The sequence below is a fragment of the Acidicapsa borealis genome, from assembly GCF_059115245.1.
In genome coordinates, this window is sequence record NZ_JCACNY010000001.1 from 3,892,594 (window position 1) to 3,908,268 (window position 15,675).

The following is a 15,675-nucleotide window of genomic DNA, read 5'->3' on the forward strand; positions in this document are numbered from 1 at the left end:
CATCAAGCAAAGGATCGGCGGTCTCACTTCCCGCCGTTACTGCACCAGGTTCGAACTGAAGATTCTTACTTGCCTACTCACCTGGGACAATGGGATTGAACGTCACCACTCCAAGCTCGATCAGCTGGCGGTCTTCCGAAATATCAGGGATCCCTGTAAAGTCTGAAAAGCGGGCAATGACAGAGATTATTGCGGACCGAGTGTTGAAGGTGCAGCGCACTGGTATATTTGCTCGGTTGTCGCGAGGCAATGAAGGACCCAGTAACGATCGTTTCTTTGGCGTGCAAGGCGCGTTCACGGTGCTCACCAAAAGCCGAGTGAAGCGCGTCTACCACTTGGCGGCCGGACGGCTTAGTATCCTTGCTCCAAGCCTGATGTTGAACAGACATCCCAATAATGATCGCCGGGACGAGGCTGAGACACGGCAACATATGCCGGATGTGAGTTACTAGCGCCATTGGTGCATCCTCTTGGTACATAAGCCCTGCATAGCCGCGGTTGCAGCGTGAGCCAACTATAAAGAGCCCCGTTCCCGGCATAAAGCCTCAATCGAACGTCTAGCAAACGGCTCTTTAGGATTGTTGAGTCCTCTCTCGCCGTATCGTCCAACAACGAAGACGAACGGACGCGACGGAAACCTGCTTTGAAAAAGAGAGGTATAGCGACCATCCGTCACGGATTGCTTGCGTAGCTAAAGACCCCGGCACAGTACCTGTCATCATGCCGCTAGTCCGAGCTCCAGAACTTGTCTTGCGACTCATCCAATCACGGTGGATGACATCGATATCCAGATCGCTATCCCTTCCGCATCGGCGATGTAACACGGCACCTGGTCAAACACCCCTCGATTTAGGGGTCACAAACTCTGCCATATGGGTCTGCGGTGCTTCAACTCTTTGAAGCAAGATACTGGCAGATTCAGGAAACCTGGGTGTCCAGAGCGTCGCGTCCCGGATACGCAGTTTCGACAATTTACCAGACGAGGACAACTCAAATGTCTCTGAGGTCAATCCGGGAGAAGCAACACCAAGCTGAAGCCCCTGAACCAAATCATGAGGCGGACGAATTCGCCGTCAAGGCAGCCGCCAATCAGCTGAAGTTGGCTGAGAATCTCAAAGCCCGATATGACTACATCGTTTGCGGATCGGGGTCGTCTGGATCCGTCGTAGCCAGAAGGCTGGCAGAAGACGAGAGTGTGAGTGTGCTCTTGCTCGAAGCTGGGGGAAGCGACGACGTTCCCAGTATTAACGAAGCTAGTAGCTGGTTCGCCAACCTCGGGACCGATCGGGACTGGGGGTTCGCCGCCGATGCGAATCCCAACCTGAATGGCAGAGCGATGCCCTTATCAATGGGAAAGGTACTTGGCGGCGGTTCATCGATAAATGCCATGATTTGGTCGCGAGGTCATCGTAACGATTGGGAATTCTTCAGCGCCGAGACCAAGGATGCATCCTGGAATTACGAATCAGTCTTGAATATCTACAAGAAGATAGAGGATTGGAAGGGCAAGTCCGATCCAATTCGTCGGGGCAAAGGTGGGCTCCTGTACGTCGAAACATCGCCTAATCCGAATCCCCTGGTTCCCGCCGTGATTTGCTCCGCAGCGGGCGCGGGTATCCCTTATTTTGACGACCAGAATGGAGTCATGATGGAAGGGGCGGGGGGCGTCGCCTTGACTAATCTTCGGATTCGAAACGGCAGGCGCCAATCGATTTTTCGAAGCTATGTCTATCCGCTCCTGGCGCGACCCAATTTGACGGTGCTCACGCACGCCACAGTCATTCGGCTCTTGATCCAAGACAAACGAGCTCTGGGAGTTGAAGTCATCGTAAACGGCGAAATAAGGCGCTTCGAAGCCGATGTGGAGACGGTTATATCGTTAGGGGCAATCCATACCCCGAAGCTCTTGATGCTGTCAGGGATAGGCGACGCGGAGCGACTAGCGACTCATGGAATAACGTGCATCGAACATCTTCCTGGCGTCGGACAGAACTTTCAGGATCATGTCCTCGTTGCTGGTTGCGTTTGGGAATATAACCAACCTCAACAGTCCCAAGGTAATGGGATTGAAGCAACCATTTTTTGGAAAAGCGACGGGGACTTGGATACGCCCGATCTGCAGCCTTGCCTAATCGAGATGCCTATCGCCACACCGGAAACAGCGTCCCGATTTCAACCGCCGGCGGCGTCATGGACACTCGCACCCGGAGTCGTGCGACCTAAGAGCCGCGGCGAGATTACCCTCACGGGCCCGAATCCAGATGACCCAGTTAGGATCCATGCAAACACGTTCTCGGATCCCGACGATTTGGCGGCTGCAGTGAAAGCTGTCATGCTCTGCCGCGAGATCGGTAACAACGTTGCCCTGAGCCCATTTCGTAAGCGCGAAGTGATGCCGGGCAACCTGACTGGACCGGCTCTGGAGTCATTTGTTCGAGATTCACTCGTCACCTACTGGCATCAGTCCTGCACTGCCAAGATGGGTCTGGACGATATGTCAGTCGTCGATTCCAAGCTTCGCGTTTACGGCATAGACAGACTTCGAATCGCGGACGCTTCCATAATGCCCCGGGTGACGACTGGAAACACGATGGCGCCTTGCGTGGTGATCGGGGAGCAGCTCGGTCTTTTCCTAAAGTCGACGCATGAGCAGAGTTCAGCAGACAACTTGAATTCATAGCCATTTTCTGAAGATTTGTAGTGGCGTGCGCACTTCAAGAGAGCACGATGATGCAGGTAGTTCTTAGTTCTTGAGCACAACCGCCCTCAACATGGTTTGTCAAGAGAGCCTAGCTCCTGGCGAATTTCCTTCCTGCATGATCGTGCCACACGGGTATTAGTTGGAATGGGTATTGCTTTACACAGAGCAGGCTTGTTGGCTCTCCGCCGGTATAGCGAAAGAGCGGTCTGGTCCGAAGGCTTCGCTATGCCGATGCTCAAGAGGAACGTGGAGCTCGTTGAGTACACTTTCCATTGCGTCCATAAAACGAATGGGTCCACAGTAGTAAAAATCAGCTCCTCGCTTCGGTAGATGTTGCTGAAGCAGTTCGGTGGTGATTCGCCCGACCCCATCGTGATCCTGGCCTGCGTGATCGTCAGGTGCCGCCTTTCCATAGAGCGTAATTGCGCGCACATTCGGATGTTGGCAAATCATGGCACGGATCTCATGGTTAAAAGCATGACGCTCTCGTCCGCGCACGGAATGGATGAATAGCACATCGCGACCACCTCCCCGGGGGCTGACAAGGTGCTGCAACATAGTCAGCACGGCCGTTATACCCGAACCGCCACTCAACAACACCACTGGCCGGTCGCTCTCTTGGAGGATGAAGTCACCGGAGGGCATGTGTACATCCAACTCATCCCCTTGCATGATCGTGTCGTGCAGAAAATTGGAGACCAACCCTGCGGGCACATCTTTGGTGTCGACGGGAGCTAGTTCCCGCTGAACGCTAATCCGATAGTGATGGCCATTGGAAGCGCAGGAAAGGCTGTACTGGCGTATCTGGTCGTACTCGAAGCCGACTGGGTGAACTTTGATTGACAGGTACTGACCAGGCTGGAAAGTCGGTAGCGGCATCCCATCCTTCGGAGTCAGATAAAAGGAAGTCATGAACTGACTTTCCTGTACCTTACGGTCTACACGGAATGGCTTGAACCCACGCCAGCCCCCAGGTTGAGCGGAACTCTCTCTGTAGAGATCAGCTTCTGCAGAGATCATGATGTCCGCTAGTTGGGCGTAAGCTGCCCCCCATGCATCAAGGATCTCTGGAGTGGCTGCAGCCCCTAGAACGTCTTTGATCGCGCCGAGCAGGAACTCACCAACAATCGGATACTGATCTGGCCTTACGTCCAGGCTCGCGTGCTTGCCATTGAGCCTCTTTAGCATTGCGCCAAGCACACCTGGATTGTCTATGTGTTCAGCGTAAGCGAGGACCGAGGCGGCGAGACTGCGCGCCTGGCCCCCATCTCTCTGATTGGCCGGGTTGAAGACGTTGTAAAGCTCGGGATGCGCTTCAAACAGATTCCGGTAGAAAACACGGGTAATAGTTTCGCCGTGCTGGCGAAGGGGTTGGACGGTTGCTCTTACAAGGGCTTTCTGCGTATTCGTGAGCATTATGCTGGGTCTCCAGATGGTGTTCAGGCGTTCGAATAACAAACATGTATATTGGATACATCTTATGGCAAAAGGTAGCATAAAAGATATATTCGATTTACAGCTTTTTGTGGAGGCTTTGCCAATGCGCTTAACCGTCTACGCTGACTATTCGTTCCGGATGCTCATTTACCTGGCAGTGCGCGGTGAGCGACTCGCCACCATCCCCGAAATTGCGGAAAGCTTTGGGATTTCCCGGAACCATCTCGTCAAGGTCGGGCACCAACTTGGGGTGAATGGGTTCATCGTGACGCTGCGTGGAATGAGGGGTGGAATTCGATTGGCAAGACCTGCCGCTGAGATCCGCATTGGTGATGTCGTGCGCCGGATGGAACCGGACATGGCTCTCGTTCCGTGCCTTTCACCCGTCGATGCTTTCTGTCCCATCGAGCCGAATTGTGCGCTTCGCAGTGCGATCGAAAAGGCTCGTTCGGCTTTTCTCGCAGTTCTCGACACCTACACCCTCGCCGACTTCGCGGCTGACCGGGATGAACTGAGGTCACTCCTCCACATAGTACCCGCGAGCCCCAACGATGATTCCTTGGCCGCTACATAATTTCGCATGCGGTACAAGGATTTTCAAACCCAGATTCATCTCCAATGACTGATTCAGTTATCTGAGTGCTGTGGCCTTCAGCTATGTTGGCAATATGCCGAAGGTAACGCTCAAAGAAGAGGAGCTTGCCGTCACAGTTTTGTCGATAGCAAGCCTCATGTTATCGGCAGGTCTTCGTGTCATCGATGGCAGGTGTGTCACCTTTTCTTCTCGATCCCCACTGACTACGAAGGGCCAATTCCTCAATATTCCAAAGGTTATTTTCAAGGTAGGTGCGAAGCCCTCCACCAACTTGGGACCAGCAGGGGAATTCATAGGTCAGATCGACTACATCTAGAAAACCAGGGCTTGGTATGACTGTGAAAACTCTCCATATTTCGAGCAAGCTCTATAAGGATTCCTGAACGCCAGGCTTAGTTGGCAAAAGACTGAATCACGGTTTTCAGCCTTTCTGTTTAGAACGAGTGTTACACACTCCCATTATGCCGTCTGTGGCCTCGATGACGGTCCACGCGGGTCATTAGGCGAAGTCGTAAAAATGATGGGGCCGCCCGCTGATTGGGGCGTAGGTGGGCAGTTCCGCTTTTAGCAATGCGGCTCAGCAATCAACAGTCCTAAAGAGCCGGTTCGTCCTAAGCCAAAGAGGGCTTCAAGGAAGCGCGGCCCACCCCTATCTTCAGAGCTAATGATGAAAGCAATTCTGCGTTCGTGACATCGAGTCGTAACGCAAGACTGAGGAAGGGTCTATGTGTAAACGTTCGGGACATTGGATCACACCATTGCTCGTGATTTCCCTGTCACTGGGATTTTTAAGGGTAGGCTTTCCGCAGGAAGAGACGAATCAGCCATTACGGCTCGACCTACGCGGCGCCGTTGACCAAGCGCTGAAGCAAAACATTGAGCTTCAGATCGCAACCATTGAAGCAGCAACGAAACAGCAGGACAAACAACTCGCCCTTGCCGAGCTGCTTCCGCACATAGACCTGGAAACCAGCGAGACAGTGACTCGATTCAATCTTAAGGCGCAAATCGGAGTTGATTTCCCCGGCTTTCCTCATAGCATCGGTCCGTATCAATCGATCACGACTGGACCGGCGTTTTCTTCGCCAGTATTTGATCTCACACTGATCCGGCGCTACCAGGCTAGCGGTCATCGGTTACTGGCGGGCAAAGCGGATGAACGATCGGTGCGCGAGGAGACAGTTTTGCTGACCGTCAGTGAATACATGGCGCACCTGCGCGCACTTGCCAACACTACTGCGGCAGAATCTCGAGTGCAGCTTGCGACAAGGCTTTTGCGTCAATCCCAAGATCTGCGAGACGATGGCGTCGCCTCCAAGATTGACGTATCACGAGCAGAGGTAAGGCTACGGGAAGAGCAGCAAAGGCTGATTGATGCGCAGCGAGACTCCGACACTACTGTCTTTGCTTTGAAGCGAATTCTCAATCTCAAGGATGAAACCCAACTTGAGTTTGTCGATTCTGGTGACTTTTTCTCAACTCCTCCACTGGACATCACCGATCCGGCAGGTACAGCGGTTGCTAAGCGACCCGAATTACAGGCTCTTGCTGAGAGCATCAAGGCGTCCCAGTCGCTGCACCAAGCCGCAGTGGAACAGGTAATCCCGAAGGTGCGCTTGACCGGACATTGGAATGAACAAGGTCAGACCTTCAACACGATTACACCTGGCTATGAATACCGCTTTGAAGCAAAACTCCCTCTGTTCGAAGGAGGCCAGATTCGAGCGGAACGCAAGAGCACTGCTCTCTATGAAGAAAGGGAGAGGCGCCAGTTTCAGGGCGCGCGAAATCGTGTCGTCGAGCAGACTCGTGATGGCGAAGTTGAACTCAAGGCTGCGCTGAACGATGCAGAGCTCGGCAAAGAAGAGGTAGCGCTCGCAAACGAAGAAGTCTCACTCTCGGAAGGACGATTCAAAGCCGGTGTTACGGACAACATCGAAGTTATTGCGGCACAGGACGCACTCGCACGTGCAAACGATGCTGAGATCGGAGCACTCTTCCGCTACAACGTCGCTCGTGCGCAACTGGCGCGCGCTGTCGGCGTCATTGAGCAGATTTACGCAAAATAGCACCGAGATTCGGTATCAGAAGGGACACTTGGCCATGACGACTCTCATTGAAAACGATTCTCCTGAGCATCCGCAGGAATTGGCTCCGATTCCATCGACTCCGCCGCCCGAACGAAAACGGAAGATACTGCTCTATTCATCTGTAATTGTAGGGTTGCTCATCGTGATTCTTGGAATCCGTTACCTGGTCTGGGCGTCTGGACATGAAAGAACCGACGATGCGTACCTAACTGGACATTTACATCCGATCAGTGCCCGAATCACGGATACGGTGCAACAGGTACTTATCGACGACAACCAACATGTCGTTGAGGGACAATCGCTGGTGATCCTAGACCCGACCGATTACAAGGTTCGCCTGGATCAAGCATCTGCCGCGTTGGAAGCTGCTTCCAAGCAGGCTGCGACTGCGAAGGCAGCAATCCTCGCAACTTCCCAGTCCGCTACGGCACAGACGACCGCGGCACGCGGGTCCATAGGCGAAGCAACAGCTTCGATTGCAGCATCTCAAGCTGCAGTTAAAGCTGCAGAGGCAGGAGTTCCCCGAGCAGAGGCTCAACTACTTGAGGCCGACGCCACCTTGATCCGTGAAGAGGCAGACTTTCATCGCTACGAAGACCTAGTCGCGAAAGAACAAGTTTCACGACAAACCCTAGACCATGCGCGCGCAAGTTATCAGGTAGCTCAGGCTGCTAAACAAGCCGCTCAGGAACAGGTTCGACAGGCAGAGGCACTACTGGTCCAGGCGCAGCAGGGAGTGGCGCGAACGAAGTCCCTCCTTGTCAGCTCGCAGGGCAGTCTGGAATCCGCTCAAGCGACGCGACTGGAAACCCATGTAAGGGAGAGCCAGTTTGCAGCCGCGCAAGCGAGTGTGAGCCAGGCCATGGCGTCGCTGGAGGACGCGAAGCTACAACTCTCCTACACCGTCATTAAGGCACCTGCAAACGGCCGCATCGGACGCAAGTCGGTGGAGGTGGGACAGAGAGTGCAAACCGGGCAACCGCTCATGGCGATTGTGGAAGATCGACTATGGGTTGTCGCGAACTTTAAAGAGACACAGTTAGAAAAAATGCGGGACAACCAGCCGGTGGACGTGGAGATTGACAGCTTCTCTGGACACACATTTCATGGGCATGTGGACAGTCTCGCTCCGGGTTCGGGGAATGAATTTGCGCTGCTTCCGCCCGACAACGCAACGGGCAATTTCACCAAGATCGTGCAGCGCATCCCCGTCAAGATTGTGCTTGATTCGGAAAGCGTTAAGGGATTTGAGAACCTGCTTTCGCCCGGCATGTCGTCCGTAGTGACAGTCACCACGCGCTGATGGAGAACACAATGGCAACTAACTCAGTCGCAGCAAACCCAGAGCATCTGGCAATGTCTGCGAGACCGGCAGACTACGTTTCAGTCAAGACATGGGTCTGTGTTCTCGGCGTTCTTCTGGGCTGCTTCATGGCGGTTCTGAACATTATCGTCACGAACTCCTCATTGCGTGATATAGCCGGCACCCTTGGGGCAAGCTACGACGAAATCTCCTGGGTTCCGACGGCCTATCTCGTAGCGGAAATCGTGGTCATTCCTCTGACTGCGTGGCTATCGGCAGCATTCTCCCTCAAGAACTACCTGCTCGTGAACTCGATTCTCTTTGTGTTTTTTTCGGTTTGTTGCGGAGAAGCCCGCTCGCTGGACTTGATGATTGCCTTCCGGGTATTGCAGGGATTCACTGGAGGCGTTCTGATACCGCTTTCATTCGTCGTCATCCTGCAGTATTTGCCAACGTCGAAACAACCGATCGGCATGGCCCTATTCAGCGTGACTGCAACATTCGCGCCGGCGATAGGCCCATTGGTGGGCGGCTGGTTGACAGACAACTATGGCTGGCCCTTCATCTTTTTCATCAATCTCGTTCCAGGTCTCGCCCTCATCGCTTCCGTATGGTTCACGATGGAAAAGCAGCCAATGAATCTCGGCCTGCTCAAGAAGGGTGACTGGTGGGGAATTGCAACCATGGCCATTGGCTTGGCGGCCTTCGAGATCGTCCTCGAAGATGGAAATCGCAAGGATTGGTTCGGAGATCCCGGGATTGTAAAGTTAGCCTGGACTGCTGCAATTGGGATTATTGCCTTCATCATCATTGAGTTCCGAACCAAGGAGCCTTTAGTTGATCTAAAGCTGTTCACTCGGCGAAACTTCGCGCTAGGTAGCATTGTCAATGTGATTCTAGGCGTCGGATTGTACGGTGTTGTGTACATCCTTCCTGTGTATCTGGGACAGATCCAAGGCTACAATGCGACCCAGATCGGCACGGTCATCATCTGGTTGGGTATACCCCAGCTCGTCGTAATACCTCTTGTACCAAAACTGATGAAGCTCATTGATACGCGCATCCTCATCGGTATTGGTGTCTTGCTCTTCGGCGGGAGTTCATTTTTGACTTGTCACCTTAGCACGGACTTTTCCGGACCTCAGTTTCATCTTCCTTTGCTGATTCGAGCTCTCGGACAGCCACTGATTATGGTCCCTCTTTCTGCGGTCTCAACTGCGGGAATGGCTAAGGGACGAGAAAGTGGAGCAGCTTCCGCGCTCTTCAACATGATGAGGAATATCGGGGGGTCACTGGGGATCGCGGGCCTTTCAACCCTCTTATCCGTCCGTGAGAGGTTTCATTCCGAGCGATTGGGAGAATCAGTATCTGCGTACACATCGGCAACTCAGATAAGGATAGATCAGGCAACATCCCACCTTATGAGCCAAGGCGGAGATCCTTACTCCTCCCACATGCGATCTGTTGGGTTGGTCGGATCGATTGTGCGTCGTGAAGCCTACCTGCTTGCCTTTAGTGACTGCTTTCTTCTGCTGGGTTGTGTTTTACTCGCGAGCGTGATTGCACTGTTCTTCATGAAGACAACCAAATTCACAGACGGGCCTGTTGGGGGGCACTGACAAAACTTGTCCCAAAGCAAAGGAAAACAACAATGGAGGGAATGATGAAATCGATGCAAGTGAACAGTTCTGTCGAAGGTCCGGTGTTGGTCAAGAGAGAAGCCAGAAATCCTGTGCCTACGTCTGGGCAAATCCTTGTTCGGGTCCACGCCGCTGGAGTAACGCCTTCCGAGCTTAAGTGGTATCCGACAACTCATACTTCGGGAGGAGAGAGCCGAAGCAATGCCATCCCAGGTCACGAGTTTTCTGGGATCATTTCAGCCTTGGGCGACAGCGTTATGGACTTCAAAGTTGGTGAAGAAGTATTCGGCATGAACGACTGGTTCGCCGAAGGGGCGACCGCCGAGTATTGCCTCACGGAACCGCAACATATCGCAAACAAGCCGCGCAACCTGACCCATGAGCTGGCAGCGACGGTCCCGATAGGAGCGCTGACCGCTTGGCAGGGGCTATTTGACCGCGCCAGGTTGCAGCCGGGTGAGCGCGTACTTGTCCACGGCGGATCCGGCGCAGTGGGTCATTTCGCCGTTCAACTTGCCCATAATCACGGTGCTCAAGTGGTCGCAACAGCTTCAGCCCAGAATGTCGAATCGGTTCGCCGGCTGGGCGCGGATTGGGTGCTAGATTACAGGGCATCTCAGTTCGAGACGATGCTGACAGATATCGATGTGGTCTTCGATACCGTGGGTGGGGACATTCTCACAAAATCATGGAATGTCCTTGTGCCCGGCGGCAGGATGATCACAATTGCGGCTGATGCCGAAGGTACGACTGACCAGCGAGTTAAAGACGCGTTCTTCATTGTGGAACCCAATCACCAGCAATTGGCTGTACTGGCAAAGCAATTGGAAGGAGGACGAATCAAGACTTTCTTAAAAGCAGCCTTCCCGTTCGACTGTGCTTCTGCGGCCTACGAGGGAAAATCTGAAAAGAAGTCTGGAATCGGGAAAGTCATTGTCTCGATCATTCGCACTCCCAACGAGGATGAGAGTGATCAGGAGCAATGAGACTCGTGGGAGATCCATTGCCAACCTGGTGTAAGTGCAAAAATATGATCACAACGATGTTATGAAGAGGCTTTAAGGGAAGGGCACGTTAGTTACTGGAGGAACGACCGGTATCGGTCTGGCCACGGCGCAAGACTTTCTGAAAGAAGGGGTAAGGCTCGTTCTCACCTTCCAGTTCGAGCGGTGTTTGCCAGGGGCTTAATTTGCGAAATTACTCCTTTGCTGGGGTAGAGCCCAGCAGAGTCTAGAAGCCATTCCAATTGGCGAGGTTTGAAACCTAGAATCGAACGGGCTTTTCGATTGGATGAACCTTGAAGCCGAGTTCCGTAGTAAATAGCATCTTCGCCGACCTTGACGCGGGCCTCTTGCTCGGTAAACTGATCCGGCTGCGGAGCTCCGACGTACTTGGCGAAGGCGGGAAGCCACGCGTTGGCTGGAGTTGGATCATTGTCGACGATGTTGTAGATCCCGGGCGGAGATGACAATGCAGCTACAGTGGCGATCGCAGCGTCCTGTATGTGCACGAACGACCAAGTGCCTTCTCCTCGCCCGATGATGGCAGATTCTTGACGTCGAAGATGATCCGCAGCCGCGCCATTGCGTGCATACCATGTATTGGGGCCGTAGAAGAAGCCGTAACGGAGAGCAACTGTTTCCATTTCCCCAGCTAGCTGGAGGCGCGACTCGATCTCGGCGTACATCTGTGAGGTAGCGGCGATCCCAGCGCTGGCGACCAACGCAAATCCTGAAGATTCGTCCGCCAGACCGTTGGTCGCTTTAAGAAGAAATCCGCTGGATTGTTGGATGTAGCGGCGGACCCCGATGGCCTTCGCAGCCCGAAAGAGATTGCCTCCGCCTTCGACGCGTAGTCTCCGATCCGTAGGGAATGCCTCTGCGTAGTGCGTTGGATCCTTCGGTAAGGATGTGAGTTGATCGATTACAACCTCCGGACGGAACTCCCGTAGAGCCGTTGCCATGGCAAATCCATCGAAGGCGTTCACGTCTGCGACCTCTGCGCCAGCGTCGATGAGACTCTGCCTACTGCCTTGTGAACGTGACATGCCAATCACACGGTGACCGCGACGTATCAATTCCGCGACCAGCGGGACACCGATCGCTCCCGTTGCTCCCGCGACAAACACTTTCACAGATTTCCTCCTTCGGTATGTGCTGGGGCTCGATAAAGACTGGCGAGAGTGAATGCCGCCGCAGAAGCTGTAAAAACCGAATAGTCGAGTGGCGCTTTTATGGATGAAGTAGCTGCCATCGCGAGTGCGAATGCAGCGAGCAGGAGCCCACTCAAGAGCGCGATGATGCGCGGGAAGCGTCCTGAAATCAGAGCTAGACCGAGCACTATCTCCGCGATGGTTGCGGCCCAGGCGATTGCAGGGACAAGGGCATGAGGAAGAAACCAGTTCAACTTTCCCGTGTATGTCACAAAATGCGCGAAGTCACCCCAGGCGACGTGGGCGGCACCGGGCGGTCCCCAGAGGCCGAAACGATCTGCAACTGCAGAAAGAAACGAAGCTCCCAACGCAAGTCTTAGAAATATCCTGCTGCCCTCATCGATTTTGTTCGAAAGAATAAACGGCACCCCTGTTTCCTCTCCATTCGAACGAAGCCATTGCTATCCATATTGTGGGTCTGGTTCTGTTTGATGAACAGGCACATTTGGATGATACGAAGCCAATCCATTCGGGCTGCTGAGGGCTATGCCCCCTCAGTCTCCGGGCCGTGATTCTTGTCGACAGAAATCACGGCCGACAGCAATAGTTTCGGGGTCCACTTGCCATTTTGAATGGGCACTCTGAGCGGCCCTGCGAAGATTTCTGGATGATTGGATGTCGGTCACGTCCAGCGCTAAGAAACCAAAGACCACGTCCCAATCTGATTTGTGAGGCGTAGCTCGAGATTCACAATCACCTTACGTCGTTGCCTTCCATGCAATTCCTTTTACCGAACAATTCAGAACCCAGGATGGCCGAGGCGTTAGCACGCAGAGGATGATCCTGTCCTTTCCCCATCCGGGGATAGTCCGAATGGATTGGCGCAGGTCGCTCCTTTCTGCGCTTTTGTGCATTCATTTCCCGTCCGACAATGGAGCCAGATTTGAAGCCGCCAACTCCTGCTTTCGGAATAACGGCCTGAGAGGAGAGACATCTGCAAATGCCGCTGAACGGCCATTTCGCTGCGATGAAGGTACCAAATATTGTGCACGGTCCCACCAGCATCTTCTCTCCAAATGGAACCCCGGCACATTCCATATTTGGACTGTCGATGCTGGTTCTAGGCGTTTCACTGGTTGTATTTCTCATCGTTGCCGGCCTCTTGCTGTACGCCATCGTTCGCTTTCGCCACCGTCCTGCTGCCCCTGCCGCGAATGAGGAACCTGTGCAGATTTACGGCAGTAACCAGATCGAGCTGTCATGGACTGTCATTCCAATCCTGATCGTCGTCATGCTCTTCCTCGCAACTGCGCGTGTCATCTTTTCCACGCAGTTGGCGGTGAAGCCTCGGGAAGCCATCGATGTGACGGTAATCGGGCACCAGTTCTGGTGGGAGTTCCGCTATCCAAAGTTAGGCGTCGTCACTGCCAACGAGTTGCACGTACCGATCAGCGATCCGAAGCACCCGACTCCCACATACCTTACTCTCTCCTCGGCGGACACCGATCACAGCTTCTGGATTCCGCGGCTCGCTGGGAAGGTCGATTTGATTCCCAACCGCGTCAACACCATGTGGATAGACCCCGCGTCGCCTGGACTCTATCTTGGGCAGTGTGCCCAGTTCTGTGGCGCGCAACATGCCAAGATGTTGCTGCGGGTCTATGCGGACACGCCGGAGCAGTTTTCGAAGTGGGTCGGCCACCAGCAACAGGTTGCTACGGATGCAGCAAGTGCGCAGGACGGCAGGACGGTCTTTCAGCACAACGCCTGCATTAGCTGCCACAGTGTCGCCGGTACAGTGGCTACGGGTAGATTCGGACCCGATCTTACGCATTTGGCGTCTCGGGAAACGATTGCATCCGGCTCAGTTCCGAATAATCCCCCCAATCTACGCGCCTTTGTCGACAATCCCGCGCACTTCAAACCAGGAGCGCTGATGCCGTCGATGCACCTAAATGACCACGACCTCGATGCCGTCACAGCCTACCTGACAACGCTGAAGTAGAACTTGCACTCAGGTCTGAAGAATTCAAGAAGGGAAGGATGAGAGCGAATGGCCACCCCTACGTCACTGAATACATCCTTGGTTGAAGCAGAGGTAACGGCACCGGCAGTTACAGTCCTCCAAATCGTCCATGAATGGGTTACCACCGTAGATCATAAGAAGATCGGCATCATGTACATCGCGAGTTCGCTGCTATTCCTTGTCATTGCCGGGTTCGAAGCGATCTTGATGCGCATTCAACTCGCCCTTCCCAATAACTCGTTCGTGTCGCCGCAAGCATTCAATCGGCTGTTCACCATGCATGGCACGACAATGGTGTTCTTTGTCGGGATGAGCATCCTATTCGGGTTCGGCAACTACTTGATCCCGTTGATGATCGGTGCGCGAGACATGGCGTTTCCTCGTCTCAATGCCTTCAGCTTCTGGGTGTCTTTCTTTGGCGGCTTGCTGCTCTACTTCAGCTACCTGGGCGGCAATGGACTGTCTGGCGTCGGCAGCGCACCCGACGTCGGCTGGTGGGCCTATGCTCCTTTGACGGCCAGGCCCTTCTCACCTGGACACAGCACCGACTATTGGACTCTCGCAATACTTTTGAGCGGCCTGAGCAGCATAGCGTCGGCCGTGAATATTGTGACCACCACGATTTGCATGCGCTGCCCAGGGATGAAGCTCTCCCGTATGCCGCTGCTCGTGTGGCTTTACCTGGTTATGTCCATGATGGCGTTTGTAACGGTGAGTCCGCTGACTGCGGCGCAGATAATGCTGATGTTTGATCGCTATCTTGGCTCACACTTCTTCGATACTCAGGCTGGTGGTTCTGCGACTCTTTGGATGCACTTCTTCTGGATATTCGGCCATCCCGAGGTTTACATACTCATCCTGCCAGCCTTTGCTTTCGCGAACGAAATCATCCCGGTCTTTTCGCGAAAGGCAATCTTTGGCTATCCAGCGATGGTTGCGGCTTCGGTGGGCATTGGCTTTGTCAGCCTCAGCGTGTGGGCCCATCACATGTTCACGGTCGGAATGAGTGCTGGTGCGAACACCTTCTTCGTGCTCGCCACGATGACCATTGCAGTCCCAACCGGGATCAAGATCTTTAATTGGCTGGCGACTATCTGGGGAGGCAAAGTTCAATTCGCTACGCCGATGCTTTTTGCCATTGGCTTTCTCTTTCAATTCCTCATCGCAGGACTGACCGGGATCATGGTGGGATCCGCCCCATTTGACTGGCAGTTAAGCGGTTCTTACTTCGTTGTAGCCCATTTCCACTATGTCCTTGTCGGCGCAATTCTCTTCATGCTCTTTTCCGCTTTCTACTACTGGTATCCAAAAGTTACCGGTCGTATGTTAAGTGAAAGTCTTGGTAAATGGCACTTCTGGCTCTTCATTATTGGTTTCCATCTAACCTTCGATTTCATGCACATTCCCGGGATTCTGGGAATGCCTCGCCGGATCTATACCTATGAAGCCGACCGAGGCTGGATGTTCTGGAACCTGATCGTCTCGAGTGGAGCTCTGGTCCAGACTGCAGGCACCCTGGTCTTTGTTTTCAATCTCGTATGGTCTTACTTTCGAGGGCAAGTCGCGGGCCCCGACCCTTGGGATGCCTGGACGTTGGAGTGGTCAACCACCTCTCCGCCACCGTCATACAACTTTGCCGAGACGCCAGTTGTCGAGAGTCGCCGTCCCCTTTGGGATCTGAAGCATCCAGACGACTCCGACCGATTCTACGAATAGACCAAATCCGACAGT

Annotated in this window: 11 protein-coding genes; 8 read left to right on the forward strand and 3 right to left on the reverse strand. The window is 53.8% G+C overall.

Annotated features, from left to right (window positions below):
- Nucleotides 1-994 precede the first annotated feature (994 nt).
- Nucleotides 995-2,680 (forward strand): GMC family oxidoreductase, encoded by a 1,686-nt coding sequence (locus AC5S27_RS15945; RefSeq protein WP_493935559.1) that lies wholly within the window; start codon nt 995-997, stop codon nt 2,678-2,680.
- Nucleotides 2,681-2,857: 177 nt separating this feature from the next.
- On the opposite strand, the gene hmpA is transcribed toward AC5S27_RS15945, so the two are convergent.
- A complete protein-coding gene (gene hmpA, locus AC5S27_RS15950) occupies nt 2,858-4,117 on the reverse strand; it encodes an NO-inducible flavohemoprotein (protein ID WP_493935560.1) in 1,260 nt (419 codons plus the stop codon).
- Nucleotides 4,118-4,241: 124 nt separating this feature from the next.
- On the opposite strand from hmpA, the gene AC5S27_RS15955 reads away from it, so the two are divergent.
- From AC5S27_RS15955 to AC5S27_RS15975, 5 genes are all read left to right on the forward strand, one after another.
- Complete coding sequence (locus AC5S27_RS15955; protein WP_493935561.1) at nt 4,242-4,712, forward strand: Rrf2 family transcriptional regulator; 471 nt, start codon at nt 4,242-4,244, stop codon at nt 4,710-4,712.
- Between the two features lie 746 nt (nt 4,713-5,458).
- On the forward strand, nt 5,459-6,802 hold the full coding sequence (locus tag AC5S27_RS15960) for a TolC family protein (RefSeq protein ID WP_493935562.1): 1,344 nt from the start codon (nt 5,459-5,461) through the stop codon (nt 6,800-6,802).
- Nucleotides 6,803-6,836: 34 nt separating this feature from the next.
- Nucleotides 6,837-8,126 (forward strand): HlyD family secretion protein, encoded by a 1,290-nt coding sequence (locus AC5S27_RS15965; RefSeq protein ID WP_493935563.1) that lies wholly within the window; start codon nt 6,837-6,839, stop codon nt 8,124-8,126.
- Between the two features lie 11 nt (nt 8,127-8,137).
- Complete coding sequence (locus AC5S27_RS15970) at nt 8,138-9,745, forward strand: DHA2 family efflux MFS transporter permease subunit (protein ID WP_493935564.1); 1,608 nt, start codon at nt 8,138-8,140, stop codon at nt 9,743-9,745.
- 41 nt (nt 9,746-9,786) lie between these two features.
- Nucleotides 9,787-10,752, forward strand: coding sequence for an NADP-dependent oxidoreductase (locus tag AC5S27_RS15975; RefSeq protein ID WP_493935565.1), 966 nt, complete (start codon nt 9,787-9,789; stop codon nt 10,750-10,752).
- Between the two features lie 164 nt (nt 10,753-10,916).
- Here AC5S27_RS15975 and AC5S27_RS15980 read toward each other — a convergent pair whose 3' ends face one another.
- Together AC5S27_RS15980 and AC5S27_RS15985 are read right to left on the reverse strand one after the other, a co-directional pair.
- On the reverse strand, nt 10,917-11,900 hold the full coding sequence (locus tag AC5S27_RS15980; RefSeq protein WP_493935566.1) for an NAD-dependent epimerase/dehydratase family protein: 984 nt from the start codon (nt 11,898-11,900) through the stop codon (nt 10,917-10,919).
- Nucleotides 11,897-12,346 carry a MauE/DoxX family redox-associated membrane protein gene (locus AC5S27_RS15985; protein WP_493935567.1) on the reverse strand — a complete coding sequence of 150 codons (450 nt, stop codon included), beginning with the start codon at nt 12,344-12,346 and terminating at the stop codon, nt 11,897-11,899. Before AC5S27_RS15985 ends, AC5S27_RS15980 begins: the two co-directional genes overlap by 4 nt.
- Before the next feature lie 572 nt (nt 12,347-12,918).
- On the opposite strand from AC5S27_RS15985, the gene coxB reads away from it, so the two are divergent.
- Nucleotides 12,919-13,923 carry a cytochrome c oxidase subunit II gene (gene coxB, locus AC5S27_RS15990; protein WP_493935568.1) on the forward strand — a complete coding sequence of 335 codons (1,005 nt, stop codon included), beginning with the start codon at nt 12,919-12,921 and terminating at the stop codon, nt 13,921-13,923.
- Nucleotides 13,924-14,001: 78 nt separating this feature from the next.
- Nucleotides 14,002-15,660: a cytochrome c oxidase subunit I gene (ctaD, locus tag AC5S27_RS15995; protein ID WP_493937323.1), complete on the forward strand. Its 1,659-nt coding sequence runs from the start codon at nt 14,002-14,004 to the stop codon at nt 15,658-15,660.
- The last annotated feature ends 15 nt before the right edge of the window (nt 15,661-15,675 follow it).